Below are 23390 nucleotides of genomic sequence, written 5' to 3'. Positions count from 1 at the left end.
ATGAGCAGTCCGTTCGAGGTCATCGAGGTGGGTGGCATTCCGTTTGCCGCGACCAATCTCGAGGGAGCTACCGATTGGGTAGTCAACGACAGACGAGAGGGAGCGGGAACCGGAGTCTCCGTGAGGTTGTCGAATTCCTACTGCGTGTCGGCGGCGCACAGCGATCGCGACTACTCCGCGGTTTTGAAGGGTCCCGGTGTGAACTTCGCAGACGGAACCCCGGTCAACTGGGTGATGCGCCTGATCGGCGGCACCGCTTCCGATCACGTCGGTGTTCGACCAGTCCGGGGTCCGTCGTTCTTCGAGGCCACCCTGGACAAGGGGCGCCGCTACGGCCTTCGTCACCACTTTGTCGGCACGACAGAAGAGACGTTGAGCCTCTTGACGGATCGAGTCGAGGAGTTATACCCGGGCATCGAGGTGGCTGGCACTTATGCCCCGCCGTTTGCCGCGTTCAGCAAGGAGTTCGTCGATGACATCATCACGAAGGTCGGTCCGTCGGCCCCGGACATCGTGTGGGTCGGCTTGGGAGCTCCGAAGCAGGATTTTGTCACGAAGGCGATAGCGGATCGAACCGACTACGTGGCCGTCGGTGTCGGCGCGGCCTTCGACTTTTTGGCCGGAACTGTCTCGGAGGCACCATCGTTCGTCCAGAACTCGGGTTTCGAGTGGCTGTATCGACTTGCATCGGAACCCAAACGTCTGTGGCGGCGCTACCTGTTCGGTAACTCGACATTCGTTCGGTTGGCATCGCGCGACATTCGAAAGTTCCTCGGCCGTTCGGGGGGACGCACATGAGCGAGATCAAGACTGCCGGGCGATTCGGAGGAATACGGACCACAACCGTGGTTTCGCAACTATCAGGCGGGCTGTCCCGCAACGGAAGGAACGCAGGATGAAACGCGCACTGATTACCGGAATCACGGGACAGGACGGCTCTTACCTCGCCGAGTTGCTGCTCTCCAAAGGCTACGAGGTTCACGGACTGATCCGTCGATCGTCGACGTTCAATACTTCGAGGATCAACCACATTTATGTGGACCCCCACCATGCGGATGCACGGCTTTTCCTTCACTACGGTGACCTCAGTGACGGAGCGCGCCTGGTGACGCTGCTCGCGCAGATCAAACCGGACGAGGTATACAACCTCGCTGCGCAGTCTCACGTCAGAGTCAGCTTCGACGAACCCGAACACACGGGGAACACGACAGGTGTCGGGTCGATCCGACTACTCGAAGCGGTTCGGATGGCCGGACTCGACTGCCGGTTCTACCAGGCGTCGAGCTCTGAGATGTTCGGTGCCACACCACCACCGCAGAACGAGGAGACGCCGTTCTATCCACGCTCGCCCTACGGTGCGGCGAAGGTGTACTCGTACTGGATCACCAAGAACTACCGTGAGGCGTACGGAATCTTCGCGGTGAACGGAATTCTGTTCAATCACGAGTCCCCCAGGCGCGGTGAGACGTTCGTGACGCGCAAGATCACGCGGGCAGTCGCACGTATCAAGGCAGGGATCGAGGATCATCTGTACATGGGTAATCTCGATGCGATACGCGATTGGGGGTACGCGCCGGAGTATGTCGAGGGAATGTGGCGCATGCTGCAGGTCGACGAGCCTGAGGATTTTGTGCTGGCCACCGGTGGCAACTACTCGGTGCGCGACTTCCTCACAGTCGCTTTCGAACACGCAGGTCTGAACTGGGAGAACCACGTTCGATTCGACGAACGGTATCTTCGACCGACCGAGGTGGATGCACTGATCGGGGATCCGAGCCATGCCGAGCGCAAACTCGGTTGGAAGGCCGGCGTGCACACACCCGAACTGGCCCGGATCATGGTCGAGGCAGACATCGAAGCGCTCGAACATGAAGGGCGCCCGTGGATCGACACTCCGGCACTTCCCGACTGGTTGGCGACGCGATGAGTGATTCATTCGCAGCGCGACCACTCGATCGAGGCGCACCGTTCTACGTGGCTGGACACCGAGGTCTGGTCGGCTCTTCGGTGTGGCGAAAACTGGAATCTGCCGGCTTCTCACGGTTGCTCGGACAGACCTCCGCCGAACTCGATCTGCGTGAGCGGGAAGCTGTTTTCGATTTTTTCGCCCGCGAAAAGCCGACCAACGTGATCCTTGCAGCAGCAAAAGTTGGTGGGATTGCGGCGAACAGCACGTTCCTCGTCGACTTCCTGTCGGAGAATCTTCGTATCCAGGTGAACGTGCTCGACGCTGCCCTTGCACACGGCGTCGAGCGTCTCCTGTTCCTCGGATCATCGTGCATCTACCCGAAATTGGCGCCGCAGCCGATCAAGGAGGAATACCTGCTCACCGGGCATCTCGAGCCGACCAACGACGCCTATGCAATAGCAAAGATTGCGGGAATACTCCATGTTCAAGCTGCCAGGCGGCAGCATGGTCGATCCTGGATCTCGGCGATGCCCACCAACCTGTACGGCCCGGGAGACAATTTCTCGCCGCGTGGATCGCATGTACTTCCCGCCCTCGTTCGGCGCTACGACGAGGCGCAGTCATCCGCAGTGCCGTTGGTTGTCAACTGGGGGAGTGGCAATCCTCGACGTGAATTTCTGCATGTCGACGATCTGGCGTCGGCGTGTCTGCATCTGCTCGACAACTACGACGGTGCATCGCACGTCAACGTGGGAACCGGCGAGGACCACACAATTCGTGAGATCGCTTCGATGGTCGCCGACGAGGTCGGATACACCGGCGAGACGCGGTGGGACACCTCGAAGCCTGACGGAACAATGCAGAAACTTCTGGACGTGAGCATGATTCGTGAACTCGGATGGCGGCCGACAATCGGATTGCGCGAAGGAATCGCGTCGACGGTCTCGTGGTACCGAGACAACATCGGTGCCGTGCGCACCTGAATTACCCATCCCATCAACACTTCACACACTGTCGAGAAAGCAGATCGAGCAACATGAGCACTCGCATAGCAGTTTTCGGCACGGGATACCTGGGCGCGACACACGCGGCGTGTATGGCCGAACTCGGTCACGAGGTCCTCGGAGTGGATGTCGACGCGGCAAAGCTTGAGAAACTGGCAGCAGGGGAAGTTCCTTTCTACGAGCCAGGTTTGGGCGAGGTCCTACGACGAAACATCGATCGAGGAAGGCTGAAGTTCACGTCGTCTTACGAGGAAGCCGCTGAATTTGCGGACGTGTTCTTCCTCGGGGTCGGTACGCCGCAGAAGAAGGGTGAGTTCGCCGCTGACATGGTCTACGTGGATGCCGTGATCGAAACTCTGGCACCGCTGCTCACCAAACCCGCGGTCATCTTCGGGAAGTCCACGGTGCCGGTGGGAACCGCGGAACGGCTCGGTAAGCGCGCGCGGGAACTGGCACCGGTTGGTGACGGCGTCGAAGTCGCATGGAATCCCGAGTTTCTGCGCGAGGGGTTTGCCGTCCAGGACACATTGCATCCAGATCGTCTGGTGCTCGGGGTCGACCGCGGTCGACACGGTCGCGCGGAATCTGCTGCGCGCGAGGTTTATGCAGACCTCCTCGATGAGGGAATTCCCTTTCTCGTCACGGACCTCGCTACGTCCGAGTTGGTCAAAGCGTCAGCGAATGCATTCCTGGCCACGAAAATCTCGTTCATCAACGCGATTTCCGAAGTGTGCGAGGCTGCTGGCGCCGACGTCACAGTGCTCGCCGACGCGATCGGGTACGACGTTCGGATCGGACGTCGATTCCTCAACGCGGGAATTGGTTTCGGCGGCGGTTGCCTACCCAAGGACATCCGTGCCTTCATGGCTCGCGCCGGTGAACTCGGCGCCGACCAAGCACTGACGTTCCTACGCGAAGTCGACAACATCAACATGCGCAGACGGACACGCATGGTCGAACTGGCGCGGGAGGCATGCGGATCGCTTCTCGGTGCGAGAGTCGCAGTTCTGGGTGCCGCGTTCAAACCGGACTCGGACGACGTTCGTGATTCGCCGGCGCTCAACGTCGCGGGTCAGATTCAGCTTCAAGGCGCAGCAGTGAACGTGTACGACCCGAAGGCCATGGACAATTCGCGTGCGCTGTTCCCGACGTTGACCTATTCGGCAAATGCGTTGGAGGCGTGCGAAGGCGCCGATGTCGTCCTGGTGTTGACCGAGTGGCCCGAATTTTTGAAGTTGCAGCCGTCCGATCTCGATGCAGTCGTTCGCAAGAAGGTGATCGTCGACGGGCGCAATTGCCTTTCCCCCGACGAGTGGCGAGGCGCAGGTTGGAACTACCGCGGACTGGGACGCCCGTGAGCACAGGACGTTTCGTCCGTCGCAGCTGATCGATATCGAAATTGAGAAAGCCCGGTTCGCCCTCGCGGTCTGACCGGCAAAGACCGCTCAGACCCGCAGTGGACATGCGTGAGCCGAAGGAGACATCAAGATGGAAATTGTCGACTACCTGAAGATATTGCAAGCCAGATGGCGAATAGTCGCTGCTGTAACCGTGCTCGGAATCCTGGGAGCCCTTTGCGCTTCTCTTCTTTCGACGCCCGTTTACCAGGCCTCGACGAGGCTGTTCGTTTCGACGTCGGCGGGTACCTCGGTCAACGAGGCACTGCAGGGCAGTCAACTTTCACAGCAGCGAGTTCTGTCCTATACAAAACTCCTGACCGGCCGGACACTTGCGCAGCGGACGATCGACGAACTGGGACCGAGGGTGGTCGGCGGGATGTCGGCTGAAGAGTTGGCCTCCAAGGTCACTGCGACGTCGGCGCCCGACACTGTGTTGATCGACCTCGGAGTCAAGGATCCTTCACCGGAGCTCGCGCGAGAGATCGCAAATACTCTGTCGTCCGAATTCGTCGCACTGGCAAAGGAACTGGAGACACCCGAGAACGGCGGAACGCCGCCTGCACGTGTGGTCGTCGAGCAACAGGCCCAAGAGCCGTCTGTTCCCGTTTCGCCCAAGACTTCGCGCAATCTCGCTCTCGGAGCAGTGGCGGGACTGGTGTCGGGAATCGCGCTTGCGTTGATTCGCGATCGACTCGACAACACGGTGAAGGATCGTCGAACGGTGGAAGAGATTGCGGGTTCGGCAATGGTGGGCACGATCCCGTTCGACAAAGTCGTCGAAGTCAACCATGCGATCACTTTCAGTGACGGAAATTCCGTGAGTGCCGAAGCCTTCCGTGAATTGCGCACCAACCTTCAGTTCCTCGAGGTGGATCATCCACCGCGTGTCATTGTCGTCACGAGTTCGCTTCCCTCCGAGGGTAAGACGACGACCGCCGTGAACATCGCTCTTGTCTTGGCGGAGGCCGGTAAATCAGTGTGCCTGATGGAAGGCGACCTCCGGAAGCCGCGAGTGTCGAAGTATCTGGGGTTGATCGGAAGCGTCGGCGTCAGTTCGGTGCTCTCCGGTCAAGCGACGCTGGACGATGTGCTTCAGCCGACCGAATTCGACGGGCTGACAGTGCTCGCCTCCGGACCGATCCCGCCGAACCCGAGCGAACTACTCGGCACCGACACGGCCAAACATGTTCTCGATGAACTGCGGGCGCGATACGACTACGTCATCATCGACGCCTCGCCGTTGCTACCCGTCACGGACGCCGCGGTCCTGGCCGCGATGTCGGACGGTGCCCTGGTGATCGCCCGACACGGCTCCACGAAGCGCGATCAACTGGCGCGCGCGGTCGGAAACCTACAGAGTGTGGGTGCACACGTCCTGGGCACTGTCATCACGATGACGCCGTCTCGCGGACGCAATGCGTACGAGTACAGCTACTACTACGAGTCGGACAAGTCGCTACCGCAGTTGACCGCGGTGCCCGCGCTCAGCGCTCACCGAAGCGAAGTCGGCTGAGCAGCGGGCCGAGGAGATCGGCGATCTCAAGTCCGATCTCGTGAAACACGTTCTCTTCCTTACCCATCGGATCCATGACATTCTCGGGTTCGGCGGCACGAAATCGGGGCCTGGCGGCGGCGAGGTCCTCGACAGTTCGTGCATCTGCGAGCGAGCTCAACCGTGCGGCTTCTCGAAGTGTGAACGTGCGCTTGAGCCGCGCCGGAGCCATCGCCAGGACTTTGTCTCGCTGACTTTCGGTCATCGTGAGAATGAGGTCGGCGTCCGAGGCCAGCGCTGTTGTCATGCGTCGGGCTTGAAACTCCGTGGGGTCGCCGCCGAGCCCCGCGAGAACCCTCGCAGCAGTCGGCTCGATCGGGTGTCCGACCATCGCCCGGGTTCCGGCACTCGACGCGGTGAATCCGGAAACTCCGGCTTCGGCGGCATAAGCACGTGCAAGGCGTTCGCCAGTGGGTGATCGGCAGATGTTTCCCGTACAAACGAAGAGAACGTGCATGCCAGAAGCATAGGTTGCACGCGCGACGCACTCGTCGTACGCCCGATGTTGGTTTCGCGCCCACCTGGCGTACGCGTTTTCGAAAGTTCGGACGCATACCAACAACACATGAAGATGACCGTGTTCGGAACGGGATACCTGGGGGCGACCCACGCAGTGTGTATGGCCGAACTTGGTCACGACGTGCTGGGAGTCGACATCGACCAGTCCAAGGTCGACAAGTTGTCTCGTGGGGAGGTCCCGTTCTTCGAGCCGGGTCTGACCGACATGCTCGAGAAGAATCTGGCGTCGGGTCGGCTGCAGTTCACGACTTCCTACGCCGATGCCGCGGATTTTGCCGACATCCATTTTGTCGGTGTGGGGACGCCCCAGAAGAAGGGGGAGTACGCCGCAGATCTCAGTCATGTTCATTCGGTGATCGACATGTTGGCGCCGTTGTTGCGAAAGCCTTCGCTGATAGTCGGGAAGTCGACGGTGCCGGTAGGCACGGCAGCGGCTCTCGGCGAGCGACTCCGAGCGACTGCGCCGGCGGGTGGCTCGGTAGAGGTGGCCTGGAATCCGGAGTTCCTGCGTGAAGGACACGCGATCGCGGATACCTTGAGCCCTGACCGGTTGGTTCTGGGGATCGATCGTGACCGGCCGGGAAACGCCGAAGGCGTTCTTCGCGAGGTGTATGCCGAGATACTGGGCGCGGGGGTGCCGTTCCTCGTGACCGATCTGGCGACGTCCGAGTTGGTCAAGGGATCTGCGAACGCGTTTCTCGCGACCAAGGTGTCCTTCATCAATGCGATTGCGGAGGTGTGCGAGGCGACCGGCGCCGACGTCACGATGTTGGCCGACGCTCTCGGGTACGACGCTCGGATCGGTAGACGGTTCCTCAATGCGGGCTTGGGGTTCGGCGGTGGGTGCCTGCCGAAGGACATTCGGGCGTTCATGGCACGCGCCGGGGAATTGGGTGTCGACCAGGCCCTGTACTTCCTCCGCGAGGTAGACAGCATCAACATGCGACGACGCACAAAAGCTGTGGAACTGGTGACGGCAGCCTGCGAAGGCAGTTTGCTGGGAGCTAACGTCTCGGTTCTGGGGGCCGCGTTCAAGCCCGAATCCGACGATGTGCGCGATTCGCCTGCGCTCAACGTTGCCGGAATGATGCAGTTGCACGGGGCAGCGGTCACCGTTTTCGATCCGAAGGCCATGGACAATTCTCGCCGACTGTTTCCCACCCTTCACTATGCAACCTCCACGTCAGAAGCTTGCAGAAATGCTGATGTGGTCTTGATCGCCACGGAATGGGACGAGTTCGCCTCACTCGTGCCCGGCGATTTGGAACCACTCGTTCGGCGGCGGGTGATCGTTGACGCCAGAAATTGCCTCGATCCGGACCTGTGGCGCGGCGCCGGTTGGAACTACCGCGGATTGGGGCGGTAGGTCGACCGTCCAGGTTGCGAAAAAATAGCTGCGAGAAGGCCTTAGGTGAGATGCGCGAACCTCGCAGACCATGCCCAGTGGGTAGACTTCCGGCCGGGGAATGACGGGGTCTGCTGACGGAACCCGTCGCCGGTCGACGAAGGTGGATCATGAACTTGGTTTTGGGTGTGACGGTGGGAGCCAGCGCTGTGCGTTTGGCGCGCCCGGGGACGCCCGACCACAGTGGTCCGGTGTTCCGATCCAGAGCGGTCGATCGCGGTCGTGAGATTCCGGAGGAAGTCGCAGCGGAGGCAACCGGCGTGGCCTTGACCGAGAATGCCGATCTCGGCAGCAATACGGTCGTCGCCTACCGGGATCAAGCGCAGGCCGGAGCACTCCAATCAGCGTTCGAACAGAAAGGCATCGACAACTTCGAGCTGGTTCCCGAAGTAGTCGCGACGCTTCGAATGCTCGAGGAGTCCGGTGCGCTGACCGACCAGAGCACACTCGTCGTCGTCGACATCGGTAGTTCTGGATCGACGATCAGCATTGTGGACAGGCAGATGCGGTCTACCGTCGTCACCGCCCGGTCGACGCGGGTCAGCGGAGATCACTTCGACGAGCTCGTCTACTCGGATCAGACCGTGCGTCGCCGTATAGCTACGCCGGCCGACCCGGGCGGCGATGCCGAACTGCAGGCGCGATGCCGACTCGCGAAGGAACAGCTGTCCTCACGAAGTGCGGTGTGCCTGCCCGGGCCCGGTGGGCTTCTCCTGCTGTCGCGGGAAGTTTTCGATTCGTTGGTCGTCACGTCGGTGGAGGCCTTCGCACGCGAGATACGAGAGGTCATCGCAACGTCCGGCCGTAACCCCGACGCGATTCTCCTGATCGGTGGCGGTGCACGCATTCCGATCGTGCGGGCGACCCTCGCCGCGTGGCTGGAGTGCCCCCTCATCGCGCCCGAGCAGCCGGAACTCGTGACTGCGCAAGGCGCTGCGCTGATCGCGGAGTCGTCGATGACGCCATCGGCGCGCGCGGTATCTGCCCCGGTTCAGGTTCCGGCTGTAGCGCCGATCTTTGCGCCGTATCCGATCCACACCCCGGCGGAGGTACCCGTTCCGGTTCAGGCGTTCAGCCACGGAGGGGTCGCAACGCTCGCGGAATCGGAGCGGCCGAATGCCTTGTCCGAAGCCGCTTCCGGTACGAAGTCCGTTCCGCAGGAACAGGTGCCGAGCCCTTACGCGGCGGAACTGCCTCAGCCGCGACCGAACCGACACGAGCAACGATTCGATCCGGCCGCAGATCTCGCGGTCGCCGACAGCGACCAGGCCACGGACGGATTCGGCACAGAACATGACGCCGACACCGAGGCTGTGATGGTTGACGCCCAGGCGTACTCGGCGATGTACGAAGGCGAGGCACCCGGGGCAGGAACCGCACACCCGTCCTGGCTCGCCGGGACACAACCCGTCGAATCGACATCCAAAGAGCCGAGAAACCCGCTACGGTTCGCTGGCCTCGGCGCCGGTGTGATCGCGGCGATCGTGATCGTGGGGTTGGGATTGGGCTACGGAGGAAAGGTCTTCGATTCCGAGGATGCCGGACCTGTGGCAACCGAGGTGACTACGCCGCCGCCGACGACCACGACTACCCCGCCGCCTACGACCACAACGACGCCGCCCCCGACGACGACGGAGGAAGCCCCTCCGGTCGTCGAGGCTCCGCCAGTCGTGCAGGACACTTACGTGCCGCCCGCGCCCGCTCCCGCGCCGCCACCGCCCGCGATCTACATCCCGGGGCTTCCGCCGATTCTGTTACCGGTTCTCCCACCGATTCCCGGACTCTGAGGCTCGCTTTCAGCGTTTGGAGTGTCGGCCGCCTGACGTGGGGCCGGCCTTGACCGCACTACCGGGTGGGCGAGCCAGAATCACGGCGATAGCAGTAGTGAGCGGAACAGATAGCGCCAGAGCAATCCCGCCGACCGCGGACCGTACGATTTCGATCGCTACAGCGTCACCGACCAGGACGTCCTGAAGAGGGCGACCGCTGACGCTGAAAAGCAGAAGCAGTGGCAACGCCCCGCCGGCGTACGCGAGAACCAAGGTGTAGACCGTGCTGGCGATGTGATCGCGTCCGACCCGCATCGCCCCGCTGAACACCTTTCGGCGGGGTGCGTGCTTGTCGAGTTCGGCCAACTCGAACGCCGAAGATGCCTGGGTGATGGTGACGTCGTTGAGAACACCGAGCGATCCGATGATGAAGCCCGCCAGCAGCAGGCCCGTGATGTCGATGTGCTCGATGTATGTCTGCACATTGGTGTTCTGCTCTTCGGACAGCCCGGTGAGGTGCGTCAGTTCGATACAGAGGTAGGAGAGAACGGCAGCGAGCACCATCGCGGCAAGGGTGCCGAGCAAAGCCGAACTGGTCTTGAGTGAGACACCGTGCGCCAGATAGAGAACCGCGTACAAGATCACCGCGCCGGCGACCAGTGCAACGGGTATCGCAGGCTTTCCGTCGAGCAATGCGGGCAGGAGAAACCCGACGACGACGCCGAAGGCGATCACCAGACCGACGAGTGCGCGCAGTCCGCGCCACCGCGCAACGGCGATGATGACGACGGCGAACGCGATGACGATCAGCGCCAGTGGGAGACCACGCGAATAGTCTTCGAAGGAGTACTGCGTGTTTCCGTTCGGGTCGGTCTGACGCACCAGGCGAATGTGGTCACCGACCCGTAGATCCGGTTGTCCGGCACCCGGGATGATCTCGAGGAGTGTCTTCGTTCCGGCATTCGGCCCGGACTCGATATCGACGATACTGCGCTGGCACTGATAGGCGGAGGTGGGTGGCGGTTGCGGTGCACCGACGAATACCCTTCCGGCGGAGGAACTTCCGCAGTCGCCGAGATCCTGCATCGTGACGGTGCCCGCCTCGGTCTCCACCGAACTGCCGTCGGCATTCTGAAAGGGGAGCGGGACGGGAATGGTGTTCTTGTCCGGCCACAGCGCGATAGCTGCCGCGACGACAACCATGCCGATGACGACGAGCAAGCCTATGACGACGCGTGATGCGGTGGGGCCGATCTGAATGGGGCCACCGTGGCCGTGGCCGTGACTCATCGGAAACTGAGTGTCGGACTGGGGATTTGCACCGGTGCAATGTTATCGGCTCCGAAGCGAATGGTCAGCTTCTGCGGATAGTGTCGATCGACGACAGCGTCGGCACAGGTGATTTCCGGGAAGAGGCGAAACTGGGATTGGTCGAGCTGGGTGGCGGGGAACAGGGGGGGTTGTCCCCGCCACCAACCTGGTATCCACAGGGGGGGGAGGGATACCAGGTGCTCGCGGCACCGAAGTGCTGATAACCAATGTACCCAATTTCAATCGGGTTTGGCGCGTTGTCCAACTACCAATTTCACGACGAATCACGTACCGGTTGGACCGTTTTCGCATCAGGGCAGGTCACTAAATAGTTAAAGTGTCAATCAAACCGCCTGGTATGCGAATGTTGTGACGAAGGTCTCACAAATACCCCGCACTTTTACGTTTACGGGGTATTTGTACAACGAATTGTTTACCTGATTTCGCCCGATTCGACGGGCCGAAATCACTGCTTGTAACTGGTGAGGAAGTTGCCGAATCGCTCGATGGCCACGGCGAGATCCCGGGCCCACGGAAGGGTGACGATCCGAAGGTGATCGTGGTTCGGCCAGTTGAACCCGGTGCCTTGAACCATCAGGATCTTCTCCTGGAGAAGCAGGTCCTGAACCAACTTCTCGTCGTCGTGGATCTCGTAGACGTTCGGATCCAGACGAGGGAACGCGTAGAGCGCACCGCGGGGTTTCACACACGAAACACCCGGAATCATGTTCAATCGCTCCCACGCGACGTCGCGCTGCTCGAGCAGGCGACCGCCGGGCAGGATCAGGTCTTCGATGCTCTGGTGTCCGCCGAGGGCGACCTGAATGGCGTGCTGTCCGGGGACGTTGGGGCACAGGCGGGTCGACGCCAAGAGGTCGAGTCCCTCGAGGAAGCCGGCGGCGTGATCCTTCGGGCCCGTGATCGCCACCCAGCCGGAGCGGTAGCCGGCGACGCGGTAGGCCTTCGAGAGGCCGTTGAACGTCAGGCACAGCAGATCAGGGGCAAGCGTTGCCAGCGAGATGTGCTTTGCGTCGTCGTAGAGGATCTTGTCGTAGATCTCGTCGGCGAGCAGCAGAAGCTGATGCTTGCGTGCCAGATCGACCAACTGCTGCAGAACCTCCATGGAGTACACCGCACCCGTGGGGTTGTTCGGGTTGATGACGAGGAGAGCCTTGGTCTTGTCGGTGATCTTGGATTCGATATCGGCGATATCGGGATTCCAGTCGTTGGCCTCGTCGCAGAGATAGTGGACGGGCGTGCCTCCGGACAAGCTCGTCATCGCAGTCCACAGCGGGTAGTCGGGCGCTGGGATCAGAACCTCGTCCCCGTTGTTGAGGAGGGCCTGCATGGTCATCGTGATCAGCTCGGAAACACCGTTACCGAGGTAGATGTTGTCGACGTCGAGCTCGGGGAAGCCGGGAACCAGCTCGTAACGCGTCACGATTGCGCGCCGCGCCGACAGAATGCCCTTCGACTCCGAATAGCCCTGCGCATAGGGCAGGGCGGCGATCATGTCGCGCATGATCACATCGGGAGCATCGAATCCGAACGGTGCCGGGTTGCCGATGTTGAGCTTGAGGATCCGGTGTCCTTCCGCCTCCAACCGGGCGGCATGCGCGTGCACCGGCCCACGGATTTCGTACAGGACGTTCTGGAGCTTCGACGACTGCTCCAGCTCGCGCTGCGGCTGACGATGGCGGACGGGTTCTGGTGTGCTCACGAGTTACATGATTCCACCACTGTGCAAGTGCATTGTCGGGGACCGTGTCGCGCGACCAGTTGGCTATTGTCGAGCGATGACCCCCAGCGAGCAGATTGCAGCCCCGTACGGATCGTGGACTTCTCCGATCGGAGCAGCGGATCTGGCTGCAGGTGGCCACCCTGTCGAGGGTGGACGATACGTCGGTGACGAGATCTGGTGGGCTGAACTTCGTCCGACCGAGGGTGGTCGGACATCGATCCGTCGATCCGGTCTCGACAACCAACCCGTCGACATCCTCCCTGCGCCGTGGAACGCGCGGACCAGGGTTCACGAGTACGGCGGTGGCGCCTGGACCGTCACCGAGTCCGGAAAACTGGTCTTCAGTGAATTCTCCGATCAACGGGTGTACATCCTCGAAGGAGTCACTCCGCGGGCTCTGACGCCTGAACCCGCGTCGCCGGCCGCGTTGCGATACGCAGACCTGCAGATCGTGAACGGTGAGGTGTGGGCGGTTCGGGAAGCGCACGCGGAGGACGGGGCGATCACTCGCGATATCTGCGCGATTCCGCTGGACGGTTCCGGCAAGATTCGCTCGATCGTCGGCGGATCGGACTTCCTCTCGTCACCGAGGCTTTCGCCGAGTGGAACCAAAATAGCCTGGATCGCGTGGAACCATCCGCAAATGCCCTGGGACGGTACCGAACTGCGGGTAGCTCCACTCGTTGACGGCGTCGCTCAGAAGTACTCCGTGCTGATCGGCGGACTTGAAGAGTCCGTCCTGCAGCCGGAGTGGATCACCGACGACGAACTCTACGCAATCAGTGATCGCAGCGGCTGGTGGAACATCTATCGAGTCGGCGGCAAGATCACCCCGATCTGCCCGGTGGATGCGGATTTCGGTGGCCCACAGTGGCGCTTCGGTGCGCGCTGGTTCGTCGAACTCGACAACGGGCACCTTCTCACCGCACGCACGGTGGGAACCGACACGCTGGCGGTACTCGATCCGGCGTCGGGGGAACTGCGCGACATCGCGATCCCGGGTGTCACCAGCATCGGCCTCATGCAGGTTCGCGGCGATCGGTTGCTGCTCACCTCGGGAGGCGCGAAACTGGCGGGCGCACTACGCGAGTTCGACCTCGGTACCGGCGAACTCACCGAAATCCGTTCGTCGGTCGAAGAATTGCCCGAGTCTGCATACCTTCCGGAAGCGCGAGCTGTCGTGGCTCACGGACACGGGCGAGAAGTTCACGCCGTTGCGTATCCGCCGCGCAGTCCGCGATACAAAGGACTCGACGGCGAACTGCCGCCATACGTTGCGTTTGTTCACGGTGGGCCGACGGCGCACGTCGCCCCGGCCCTCAACCTCGTCTACGCCTTCTTCACCAGCCGCGGAATCGGCGTCGTCGATGTGAATTACGGCGGGTCGACCGGCTACGGACGTGAGTACCGCAACCGGCTGCGCGGACAGTGGGGTGTCGTCGACGTGCAGGACGTCGTCACCGCCGTCACCGGGTTGGCCGAGCAAGGGCTTGCCGATCCGGCCCGCCTTGCCATCGAAGGCGGATCTGCCGGTGGATGGACCGTTCTGGCCGCACTGACGACGTCCGACGTGTTCGCTTGTGGTGCTTCCTATTTCGGCGTGGCCGAACTGGACCTGTTCGTGCAGGAAACTCACGATTTCGAATCGCGCTATGTCGACGGTTTGATCGGCCCGCTGCCGGAATCTGCCGACCTGTACGCGGAACGTGCTCCGCTCAACAACGTCGACGGGTTGAACTGCCCGGTGTTGCTGCTCCAGGGTCTCGACGATCCGATCGTGCCACCCTCGCAGGCGGAGCGATTCCGGGATGCTCTGGTGGCCAAGGGCATTCCGCATGCCTACCTGGCCTACGAGGGTGAATCTCACGGATTCCGCAAGCAGTCGACCATCATCAGCTCACGCAACGCCGAGCTGTCCTTCTACGGGCAGGTGCTCGGATTCACCCCACCCGGCATTGCGACGCTCGAGCTGTGGAAGCCTGCGATCAGTAGCTGACGGCCCCGCGGCTGCGCGCAAAGGCCGCGAGGATCCGACCTGCCACCAGTGACGGGGTCGACAGGTCGGCCCACGTCCACCTCGCGACTTCCCACCCCGCGTCACGGAGTCGGTCTTCGCGGAGCTTCTCGTCCCAGAGCACGTCCTCGGCGCTGCGCCCGGCGGGCACCAGTCGGCCGTATTTGATGCGGCCGTCGAACTCTCCGATGGTGCGCTGCTCACGCCACAGGAAGTCGACGCGGCCGGCCAACCCTCGAGCGTCGTGGATTTCGACCTGGGGTTCGGGGAGTGGTAAGTGCTCCTGCAGGAACAATGCGAGGCTCCGTGATTCACCGACGCTTTCGATGCGCGAGTCCATCGCGGTGAGCGCGTGGAGCGCATGTCGATGGCGCGGATGGTTCGGGCTGAGTGCAAGCGAGGCCGCAACTGCATCTTTGGTCAACGCTGAACGGTGCAACGCTGAATTGCCCACCACGAGAGCCGGTTCGAAAGGGAGCGTCCTCGCGAGATCCGCAACAGTTCGTGCCGGAGTCGTGACGCGCAGGCCGTCGACGTGGGTGACCTCGTCGTCGGTGAACGATACCGAGTGCACGTGTCGTCGAGCGGATTTACGGCCACCGCCTCGTCGGTCCCGAGAGAGGTGCACAACTTCGAGCGGAGTGTTCCAGAGTTCGAAGCCGTGCACCACCGCTGCCGAGATGTGGCTGACCGCTGCATGTGCCGAAGCGGTACCGGCCACAGCCTCGACGCGCAATCGATGTAGCCCGTATGCGTCGAGGCGGGACAGGTGGTCGCTGGGTACGTAGGCACCGCGATGGATTCTGGACCAGTTTCCACTCGCGCAGGCCTGCCGGATCTCGGAATCGGTACGACCTGTCGACAGTTGCTCTGGCCGACGGATGATGCGTATTTGTTCCCCCATACCGATCGATCTTGCTGCGCCCGGCGCTGGAAAGGAAGCCGTGAACCCGGGGCTGTGGATAGCCGTGAGTGAACACCACTTGTCCACAGTTCGAACCGGTTTCGCGTCGCTGGAGAGGGTGTCGGGTGTGGGGAAACGGTGGCAGGTTCTCGGTGTCGCACTCTAGGCAACCCTTGCGTCCGGAGCGTTTGCGTGCCAGGCTGTTGAACTATGACTACAGGAAAGGCGGACCCCGCCACCGTCGCGTGAGCGCCGCACCGTTTCGCTCGTCGACGTCACGTCGAGCGACATCGACCGAGAACATCGATATCTTCGATGAAGACAATCAGGCCTTGGAAGCAGTCCGCGACGTATGGCTCGAACGCGGTCTGTGTGCACGTCCGGCCGATCGATCCACTGCAGAATCTGCTGTCGCGCAACTATACCGACGATCCAGGCTCCCGAAACCGGAGTTCGTCTGGGTTCAGTCGCCCTCTGCTGGATCGGATCTGATCGCCGCCGAAGGTCTGTCGAACAAGATGCCCTTCGACGGCACTGGACTCGACTGCGCTTGCGGGCACATCGCGAGCATGTTTTCGGCGTCGCGCCGACGTATGAACGCGCGTATCGAACGTCGGAGCATTGACTGGCAGATAGAACGCTGGGAGATGGAACGTCGCGCGTTCGGGGGCGTTGGTGCCAGCGTGTCCGAGGGGTCGGATCAGCGGGGGTCGGATCAGCGGGGTTCGACTCAGCGCCGCGTCAATCCAGCGCGGATCATCAGATCCGCAATCTGGGAATCGTTGCACACCACACTGTTCGACGGCGTGGCAGCTGCGATACGAACGATGTCGACCCCGGTGGCGGGTGGAGTGACCTGGTACGGGCAGCAGGACGCCCATCGAATCGCGTACTACGACACATGCCATCGATACGGTCTTGCGACCTTCCGCTCGGAAGACCGTGAACTTCTCGATGTGCAGACCGCACTGGCTGACTCGACCGGGTGGTGGTGGGCGTTCGACGACGTGTGCATCATGGCGGAACGACCCAGGGTCTTGCACTCGGAGCGGATACCGGGCAGTGCGGGGAGAACGCCGACTCCACCACCCTGATTCCCCGGCACTCGAATTCGCAGACGGAACAAAGGCGTTCGTTCTGCACGGAGCGATCGTTCCCGACTGGGTAGTGCTCGACCCGACCGCCGAACGCATCGCACACGAGCGCAATGTAGAGATCCGTCGATGTGCAATCGAGCGGATCGGGTGGGATTCCTACATCGAGCTGGCCGGCCTGACACTGGTCGACCAAGCCGACGATCCCGGTAATGCCGGTTGCCTGCTGCAGCTCTACGCGTCACCGGAGGGCTGGGGCCGAAGTGGACGCATTCTCCTCGCGGTCAACGGTTCTTTCGAACGCGACGGGCATCGGCGTCGATACGGCCTTCACGTACCCGGATGGTTTACCTCCGCGTTGGATGCCGCCGGTTGGACTTACGGCATCACCGGCGCCGATTACTCCCGTCTCGTTCGTCGAACCTGAATCTCGACCCCTCAAGCCCCAATCCTCAAACCCTCAATCCTCAAACCCTTGGTGATACTTATGAACTCGAACATGACCTTGTCCGCTCTCACCACCCTCACCGGCCTCGATGTCTTCGACTACCTGGACCAGGAAGTGTCCATTCCTGTGATCGACGGACTTCAGGCGCAGGGCGATCTCATCGTGATCCCGTTTTCGCTGCTCGCAAATATCGTGGCGCCTCTGCCGTGGACACGCTCTGTGAGAGTGCCGCTCTCGGGAGTGGAGTTGCTGCGAAGCGCGGCGGGCGGTAACCCCCACAGTCTGGTTGCAGACGAAGGGGAGTGCACGTGGTCGACGCCGGTGAAAGATGCTCGGGGCCTTGCGCTCGGCATGCTCGACACCCGAGTGACCGCGTACCTGATCCATCCGGAGCACGGCGCGACCGGAATCGCTCCGGGGCGATACGTCATCGGACGGCAGCAGGAAAGGGGCGTCGGGCGTGCGCGCGGTGCGGTGATGCTTGTCGCAGATTGACCGGGCGACCTCGATTTGGCAGCGGGGGAGTGAGCACCACTTGTCCACGGCGAGCACCGCTTTCCGCGTAGAGCAAGGTGTGTTTGGTCGAGGGAACGGGTGCTCGGTCGGGAGTGGCTCCCCACACAAACACGAATGCCCTCACCGTGACGGTGAGGGCATTCGCGTGTGGAGCGGTTACTTCTTGCGGCCGGGAGCCTTTGCACCGGCCTTGAATCCGAGTCCGCCGGCCTTGGCGACCGGTGGAGCCTTCGGGGCTTCCGCCTCGGCGGCGGGGGCCTCTGCGGGAGCCTCGGCTGGTGCAGCCGGAGCAGCGGCAGGTGCTTCAGCAGCAGGTGCAGCCTTCGCACCAGGAGCCTTGGCCCCGCCCTTCATCTGCAGTCCCTTGCCGCCGGGAGCCTTGGCGCCGGACGCCAGGCCCAGACCCTTCGGCTTGGCGACGGGTGCAGCAGCTTCGGGTGCAGCAGCCTCAGCTGCCGGTGCTTCCGCTGCCGGTGCGGCAGCGGCCTTTGCTCCGGGTGCCTTGGCGGCGCCCTTCATCTGCAGTCCCTTGCCGCCGGGAGCCTTGGCGCCGGACGCCAGGCCCAGACCCTTCGGCTTGGCGACGGGTGCAGCAGCTTCGGGTGCAGCAGCCTCAGCTGCCGGTGCTTCCGCTGCCGGTGCGGCAGCGGCCTTTGCTCCGGGTGCCTTGGCGGCGCCCTTCATCTGCAGTCCCTTGCCGCCGGGAGCCTTGGCTCCGCCCGCAAGACCGAGACCCTTGGGCTTTGCCACAGGTGTGGCCGGTGCAGCAGCTTCGGCGGCGGGAGCTTCCGCGCTTGCGGCGGGAGCCGCCTTCTTGGCGCCGGGAGCCTTTGCCCCGCCGGCCATTCCGAGGCCCTTGCCTGGTGCCTTGGCGCCGGGAGCTTTTGCGCCTGGTGCTTTGGCGAGGCCCTTCATGGCCAGACCCTTGCCTGCCGGTGCAGCCTTGGCTTCCGGAGTCGCGGCGGCTTCCTCGACTTCGGCGACCCGATCCTGCTCGACGGTCTCAGCCTTTGCCTCAGCAGCGACCGGGGCCTTCTCACGCGGGATCACCTTGATGTTCTCGCCGAGTTGGGCGGGATCGAGGCGGGTGACGGAGTTCAGCATCAACTGCGCGACGTCGACGACCTCGACGCCTTCGCCCTGGCCTTGCTCCTGGCGGGCAGTGACGCCGTCGGTGAGCATGACGCGGCAGAACGGGCAACCCGTGGCGATCTTCTTGGGGTTGGTGGAGAGCGCTTCGTCGACGCGGTCGACGTTGATGCGCTTACCGATGTTCTCTTCCATCCACATGCGAGCACCACCGGCACCACAGCACATGGAACGTTCGCCGTGACGCGGCATTTCGACCAGCTTGGAGCCTGAGGCTTCCATGAGTTCACGGGGAGCGTCGTAAACCTTGTTGTGGCGTCCGAGGAAGCACGGGTCGTGGTAGGTGACGTCTTCGCTCACGGACGCAACCGGGATCAGCTTCTTCTGGCGCACCAGACGGTTGAGCAGCTGGGTGTGGTGCACGACCTCGTAGTCGCCGCCCACCTCCGGGTACTCGTTGCCGAGGGCGTTGAAGCAGTGCGCACAGGTGACGACGATCTTGCGCTTCTTCTGCTCGATACCGTCGAAGACCGAGTTGAGCATCTCGATGTTCTGCATTGCGAGCTGCTGGAACAAGAACTCGTTGCCGGCACGACGTGCGGAGTCGCCGGTGCAGGTTTCGTCGGCGCCGAGGACCATGAACTTCACTCCCGCGGTGGCGAGGAGCTCGGCGACGGCCTTGGTGGTCTTCTTGGCACGGTCTTCGTAGGCGCCGGCGCAGCCGACCCAGAAGAGGTACTCGTAGTCCTCGAAGCTGTCGGCGTCCTTGCCGAAGACGGGGATCTCGAAGTCCATCTCGTTGATCCAGTTGAGGCGATCCTTGGAGTTCTGGCCCCAGGGGTTGCCCTTGTTCTCGAGGTTCTTGAACAGGCCGGCGAGCTCGGAGGGGAACTCCGATTCGATCAGGACCTGGTAGCGACGCATGTCGATGATGTGGTCGACGTGTTCGATGTCGACGGGGCACTGTTCGACGCAGGCGCCGCAGTTGGTGCAGCTCCACAAGGTTTCGGCGTCGATGACCGGGGCCATCTCACCTTCGACGGTTTCACCGACGAGCTTGCGGTCGGCCTCGAGGCGTGCGGCCTCGGGGATGGCTGCGAGTGCGGCTTCCTTGACGTTGCCTTCGCTGTCGACGAGTCCGATCTCGTCGCCGCCCATGTCCTTGCGTCCACCAGCGAGCAGGTACGGGGCCTTGGCGTAGCCGTGGTCACGCAGCGACATGATGAGCAGCTTGGGGGAGAGCGGCTTTCCGGTGTTCCAAGCAGGGCACTGGGACTGGCAACGCCCGCACTCGGTGCAGGTGGTGAAGTCGAGCCAGCCCTTCCAGGAGAAGTCTTCGATGTTTCCGGCGCCGAGAGTGTCGGTGTCGGGGTCGACGTTCTCCATCGTCAGGACTTTGCCCTTGGACATCATGGGCTTTGCCGCGCCGAGCGCGACGGTGCCGTCGTCTTCACGCTTGAAGTAGATGTTGAAGAACGCGGAGAAGCGGTGCCAGGCGACGCCCCAGGTGATGTTGCGGCCCACGATCGCGAGCCAGATCATGCCGGTCATCAGCTTGACGAACGCGAACACCGAGATCATGACGGGGCTGGCGGGAAGCAGTTTGGCGACCTGCATGGTGAAGAAGTCGGTCCACGGGTTGGCGTGACCGTAGGTCGCGATCTTGCCGGCCTTGACCATGATCATGCCCAGGCCCTCGAGCAGGACGATGCCCTCGATGACGTAGGCGGCCTTGAAGTTGGAGCCGCCGAACCGGGACAGGCGTGCAGGCAGACGCGGGTGGTTGAGCTGACGGATCACGATCAGCGTGGTGATACCGATGACGGTGCCGAGGCCCAGGATCTCGTCCCACAGGTGCCACGCCCACGTGTTACCGAAGATGGGCCAGTGGAACTCGGGGTTGAACGTCTGGCCGTAAGCCTCGAACCACAGCAGGAATCCGCCGAGGAAGCCGACCATGACGAGCCAGTGGGCCCAGCCGACGCTGCGGAACTTGTTCATGCGCGTGTGCGCGATGAACTCGATGATCATCTGCTTGAAGCGAGGGAAGAACGGGCGCCATCGATCGGGTGCCGACTGGCCGATGCGCACGGTGTTGAACATCCTCAGCGCGCCTGAGAGGAAGATGTACCAACACACCAAGCTCAGCAGAGCACCAATCGTGCCCAACGTAATCGTCAGGGCATTCATGTCGCGGCCTTTCGTTTCAGGGCGACGCGTCGGCCACCTCGGGACAGCCCACTGATACTAACCTGCGTTATGTTACCCGCCAGTAACTTGCATTACCAGCCTGTAGATACCGACTGGTAACCGCTCGTGGCCTGGAGAGATCAATCTTCTGCGTCGGACGGGCTTGGTCAAACGCAGACATGTCTGGTCGTCACGTTAGGCGGTGGCCGTCGGGCTCCTTTCTGTCAGGCAGCCCTAACTCGGTTTCCGGGCAGGTGAGGACAACCGACCGGCTGTTATCGTTACGCCCGTCACGCACAGGGGAAACGGGTGGTGTGAGTCATCGACTTGCGCCCGCTCGCTCCCGGGGAGGATCAAAAATGTTCATTCGTAAAGCTGCGGCCATCGCAGCGATGACCATTGCCGCTACGGGCATCGCTGCAGGTACTTCTTACGCAGCTCCGGAGACGTCACCCGACGTTTCGTACACCGCCGAGGTCGTCGACCAGGCTGTTGTCACCACCATCGATGCCGGGGCATTCCGGGTATCGGGTGACGGCACACACGTCGACTTGCAGAACAGCCAGGGCGCAACTCTCGTGAGCCTGCCGCTCGCGTTCAACCTCGGGGACGTTCAGTTCCCGTTCGACGAGACCATCAGTGAGGACGGCAAGACCCTCACCCTCAAGCCGAACCTGGACCCGGCCAGCTCCAAGCCGAAGCCGGTCGCTGCCGAGTTCACCCCGGTTGCTTCGCCTGACGAGGATCAGAAGGCAATCGAGAAGTTCCAGTCACAGCTCGGGCTTGCCACGCAGATCGGTAGCCTCACCGGCACGATCGTCGGTGCAGTCATCGGTTGCATCGTGGGTCTGCCCGGCCTGGTTATCGGCTGCCTCCCCGGCATGGTCACCGGTGCAGGTATCGGTGGAGTCGCCGGTACGATCCTCGCCGGCGGCGGAACCGCAATCGTCGCGGGGATGGACCTGATCAAGGTCCTGAACGCTCCGGCCGGAACAACTCTCTTCCAGTAAGCAGCTCTACCGGTTAGACGTCACGAACGCCGAAACGGGCGCCACACCTTCGAAAGGTGTGGCGCCCGTTTTGCTGTCTAGGGGAATCTGTGCGATCAGTAGTCGCGAACCTTCAGGCCTGGATTGGCGGCGAGGATGTCGTTGATCGGCGTCGCGTACTGCGTCGGTGCTTCTTGTCCGAACAACGTCTCGGCCTGAGCGATCTCGCACAGGGGAGAGGTGGCGACGTTGGACGCACTCGTGATGCCCACTGCCAACGTTCCGGAGACGATGGGGCCACCGCTGTCACCCTGCAGGACGCAGATGTTGGTGGTGAAGCCGTTGTCGAGGGTGTGATCCAAGACCTTGGCGACGCGGTTGACGCCGGTGACGACGCCGCAGCTGAAGCCGGTGGTCGATCCCGCCTTGCAGACCGGGGCGCCCACAATGGGATCGGCGGTACCGGTGATGTTGACCGAACGGTTGAACGGGACCCGCACGCTGTTGTTCTCGAAGCGGTACTTCGCGTTGTCGTCGATGTTGATGATCGAGTAGTCACGCCCGTCGAAGCTGCTCTTGGCGAAGTATCCGACGCGGGGCCCGGTCTGGTTGTTCACCATCGGGAAGACCTGGCTGGAGTTCGAGGTGCCGGCAGCGGCACGGTTGGGATCGCAGTGACCGGCGCTGATGTTGACCGTGCGTCCTGAACCGTCGGTGCCGTTGAAGCCGAATGAACAACGCAGTCCGGTGTTACCGGAGGTCGCGCCGAAGGCGTCTCCGCCCAGTGCAGCGTCGCCGGTTGCGGATCCGGTTGCGGGAATGAGGTCCGCGACGATCGGGGGAACCAGTAGCGGAGCAGCGGTGTGGACGACGGTCCGCTTCAGGAACTCAGGCAATTCGATGCCGGCGGCAGGATCGGCGGTGAGGGCGACTCCGTTGCCGACCACGTCGACGGCGATGCCGCGCACGAGGTCTGCGACCTCGGCAGGCTGCGAATCGAGCCAGGTGTTGAGTGCCGAGAGTTGACCTTGCAGAGCCTGCTCGCTCTGCGCGACGTCCTTGACCTCGAAGCCGGCCTTCTCGGCGGCCTCGCGGGCAGCATCCTTGTCGCGACCGTCAGCGAGAGCGACGATGCCCTTGCCGAGGTCGTCGAGCCACACGCCGGCAAAAGAGTCGGGAAACTGGACGCGCGCGATGGCGGCGAACTCTGCGAGCTTCTGCGCGAGTTCGGAACGCGAGACGAACTGGTCGGGCGTCAGCGCCAAGTCGTGCTGTAGGGCTTCGGCGAGTTCGACGGGCAGATGGGCTGCCTGATCGGATACCCCGGATTCATTCGGTTCTGCGTTCGCGACCGCGGTAATCGGTCCGAGGAGCAGCAGCGCGGCCGAACCGAACACTGCGGCGCGACGTGCGATGGAGCTTCGCATGTGGGCCTTTCCACTTCGTTGACCGCGTACCACCCCCCTGGGAGCACACGGATACGGCTCACGGACTTGTGGTGAGCCGATCACAGTCGACCATGACTATATGGGTTCG

The 23390-nt window shown here is 62.6% G+C and carries 16 protein-coding genes and 1 pseudogene; 11 read left to right on the top strand and 6 right to left on the bottom strand.

All coding sequences use genetic code 11. The annotated features are described in order from the left end of the window. From H351_RS25395 to H351_RS25375, 5 genes are all read left to right on the top strand, one after another. Complete coding sequence (locus tag H351_RS25395) at positions 1-798, top strand: WecB/TagA/CpsF family glycosyltransferase (RefSeq protein ID WP_019747422.1); 798 nt, start codon at positions 1-3, stop codon at positions 796-798. Positions 799-895: 97 nt separating this feature from the next. Continuing rightward, positions 896-1927 (top strand): GDP-mannose 4,6-dehydratase, encoded by a 1032-nt coding sequence (gene gmd, locus H351_RS25390; RefSeq protein WP_019747421.1) that lies wholly within the window; start codon positions 896-898, stop codon positions 1925-1927. Then, positions 1924-2892 (top strand): GDP-L-fucose synthase family protein, encoded by a 969-nt coding sequence (locus H351_RS25385; protein WP_029254711.1) that lies wholly within the window; start codon positions 1924-1926, stop codon positions 2890-2892. Before gmd ends, H351_RS25385 begins: the two co-directional genes overlap by 4 nt. A 53-nt stretch (positions 2893-2945) precedes the next feature. Next, positions 2946-4271, top strand: coding sequence for a UDP-glucose dehydrogenase family protein (locus H351_RS25380; protein ID WP_020906581.1), 1326 nt, complete (start codon positions 2946-2948; stop codon positions 4269-4271). Between the two features lie 130 nt (positions 4272-4401). Then, complete coding sequence (locus tag H351_RS25375; protein WP_019747418.1) at positions 4402-5826, top strand: tyrosine-protein kinase domain-containing protein; 1425 nt, start codon at positions 4402-4404, stop codon at positions 5824-5826. Here the strand turns inward: H351_RS25375 and H351_RS25370 are convergent. Further along, positions 5798-6322, bottom strand: coding sequence for an arsenate reductase/protein-tyrosine-phosphatase family protein (locus H351_RS25370; protein WP_029254712.1), 525 nt, complete (start codon positions 6320-6322; stop codon positions 5798-5800). The genes H351_RS25375 and H351_RS25370 overlap by 29 nt on opposite strands. 108 nt (positions 6323-6430) lie before the next feature. On the opposite strand from H351_RS25370, the gene H351_RS25365 reads away from it, so the two are divergent. Both H351_RS25365 and H351_RS25360 read left to right on the top strand, forming a co-directional pair. Further along, positions 6431-7750, top strand: a complete 1320-nt coding sequence (locus H351_RS25365) for a UDP-glucose dehydrogenase family protein (protein ID WP_029254713.1) — start codon at positions 6431-6433, stop codon at positions 7748-7750. A 149-nt stretch (positions 7751-7899) separates the two neighbouring features. Then, positions 7900-9576, top strand: a complete 1677-nt coding sequence (locus H351_RS25360; protein WP_021333831.1) for a DUF7159 family protein — start codon at positions 7900-7902, stop codon at positions 9574-9576. Positions 9577-9585: 9 nt separating this feature from the next. Here the strand turns inward: H351_RS25360 and H351_RS25355 are convergent, their stop codons facing one another. Together H351_RS25355 and H351_RS25350 are read right to left on the bottom strand one after the other, a co-directional pair. Beyond that, positions 9586-10848, bottom strand: coding sequence for a YibE/F family protein (locus tag H351_RS25355; protein WP_019747414.1), 1263 nt, complete (start codon positions 10846-10848; stop codon positions 9586-9588). 487 nt (positions 10849-11335) lie between these two features. Continuing rightward, positions 11336-12589 (bottom strand): pyridoxal phosphate-dependent aminotransferase, encoded by a 1254-nt coding sequence (locus H351_RS25350; protein ID WP_019747413.1) that lies wholly within the window; start codon positions 12587-12589, stop codon positions 11336-11338. A gap of 76 nt (positions 12590-12665) precedes the next feature. Between H351_RS25350 and H351_RS25345 the strand changes: the two genes are divergently transcribed. Then, positions 12666-14606 carry a S9 family peptidase gene (locus tag H351_RS25345; protein WP_029254715.1) on the top strand — a complete coding sequence of 647 codons (1941 nt, stop codon included), beginning with the start codon at positions 12666-12668 and terminating at the stop codon, positions 14604-14606. Here the strand turns inward: H351_RS25345 and H351_RS25340 are convergent. Beyond that, complete coding sequence (locus H351_RS25340; protein WP_021343213.1) at positions 14596-15528, bottom strand: hypothetical protein; 933 nt, start codon at positions 15526-15528, stop codon at positions 14596-14598. The two genes, H351_RS25345 and H351_RS25340, sit on opposite strands and share 11 nt — an antisense overlap. 245 nt (positions 15529-15773) lie before the next feature. On the opposite strand from H351_RS25340, the pseudogene H351_RS25335 reads away from it, so the two are divergent. Together H351_RS25335 and H351_RS25330 are read left to right on the top strand one after the other, a co-directional pair. Continuing rightward, positions 15774-17049 (top strand): annotated as a pseudogene (locus H351_RS25335) (DUF6745 domain-containing protein). A 60-nt stretch (positions 17050-17109) separates the two neighbouring features. Continuing rightward, positions 17110-17565: a hypothetical protein gene (locus tag H351_RS25330; RefSeq protein ID WP_029254716.1), complete on the top strand. Its 456-nt coding sequence runs from the start codon at positions 17110-17112 to the stop codon at positions 17563-17565. Positions 17566-17742: 177 nt separating this feature from the next. Here H351_RS25330 and H351_RS25325 read toward each other — a convergent pair whose 3' ends face one another. Then, entirely contained in the window at positions 17743-20865 is a 3123-nt protein-coding gene (locus tag H351_RS25325; RefSeq protein ID WP_059016377.1) for a (Fe-S)-binding protein, read from the bottom strand. A gap of 359 nt (positions 20866-21224) precedes the next feature. On the opposite strand from H351_RS25325, the gene H351_RS25320 reads away from it, so the two are divergent. Continuing rightward, positions 21225-21875, top strand: coding sequence for a DUF8020 domain-containing protein (locus tag H351_RS25320; protein ID WP_021343217.1), 651 nt, complete (start codon positions 21225-21227; stop codon positions 21873-21875). A gap of 95 nt (positions 21876-21970) precedes the next feature. On the opposite strand, the gene H351_RS25315 is transcribed toward H351_RS25320, so the two are convergent. After that, a complete protein-coding gene (locus H351_RS25315) occupies positions 21971-23281 on the bottom strand; it encodes a S1 family peptidase (protein ID WP_029254718.1) in 1311 nt (436 codons plus the stop codon). Positions 23282-23390: the final 109 nt, after the last annotated feature.

This window comes from Rhodococcus erythropolis R138, assembly GCF_000696675.2.
Classification (GTDB): Bacteria; Actinomycetota; Actinomycetes; order Mycobacteriales; family Mycobacteriaceae; genus Rhodococcus_F; species Rhodococcus_F erythropolis.
The sequence above is the reverse complement of the archived record's forward strand: the minus strand, read 5'-3'. Positions and strand labels throughout refer to the sequence as shown.

Coding starts and splice junctions, on each gene's coding strand:
- H351_RS25395 (WP_019747422.1), top strand. CDS start 1: ATGAGCAGTCCGTTCGAGGTCATCGAGGTGGGTGGCATTCCGTTTGCC.
- gmd (WP_019747421.1), top strand. CDS start 896: ATGAAACGCGCACTGATTACCGGAATCACGGGACAGGACGGCTCTTAC.
- H351_RS25385 (WP_029254711.1), top strand. CDS start 1,924: ATGAGTGATTCATTCGCAGCGCGACCACTCGATCGAGGCGCACCGTTC.
- H351_RS25380 (WP_020906581.1), top strand. CDS start 2,946: ATGAGCACTCGCATAGCAGTTTTCGGCACGGGATACCTGGGCGCGACA.
- H351_RS25375 (WP_019747418.1), top strand. CDS start 4,402: ATGGAAATTGTCGACTACCTGAAGATATTGCAAGCCAGATGGCGAATA.
- H351_RS25370 (WP_029254712.1), bottom strand. CDS start 6,322: ATGCACGTTCTCTTCGTTTGTACGGGAAACATCTGCCGATCACCCACT.
- H351_RS25365 (WP_029254713.1), top strand. CDS start 6,431: ATGAAGATGACCGTGTTCGGAACGGGATACCTGGGGGCGACCCACGCA.
- H351_RS25360 (WP_021333831.1), top strand. CDS start 7,900: ATGAACTTGGTTTTGGGTGTGACGGTGGGAGCCAGCGCTGTGCGTTTG.
- H351_RS25355 (WP_019747414.1), bottom strand. CDS start 10,848: ATGAGTCACGGCCACGGCCACGGTGGCCCCATTCAGATCGGCCCCACC.
- H351_RS25345 (WP_029254715.1), top strand. CDS start 12,666: ATGACCCCCAGCGAGCAGATTGCAGCCCCGTACGGATCGTGGACTTCT.
- H351_RS25340 (WP_021343213.1), bottom strand. CDS start 15,528: ATGGGGGAACAAATACGCATCATCCGTCGGCCAGAGCAACTGTCGACA.
- H351_RS25330 (WP_029254716.1), top strand. CDS start 17,110: ATGAACTCGAACATGACCTTGTCCGCTCTCACCACCCTCACCGGCCTC.
- H351_RS25325 (WP_059016377.1), bottom strand. CDS start 20,865: ATGAATGCCCTGACGATTACGTTGGGCACGATTGGTGCTCTGCTGAGC.
- H351_RS25320 (WP_021343217.1), top strand. CDS start 21,225: ATGTTCATTCGTAAAGCTGCGGCCATCGCAGCGATGACCATTGCCGCT.
- H351_RS25315 (WP_029254718.1), bottom strand. CDS start 23,281: ATGCGAAGCTCCATCGCACGTCGCGCCGCAGTGTTCGGTTCGGCCGCG.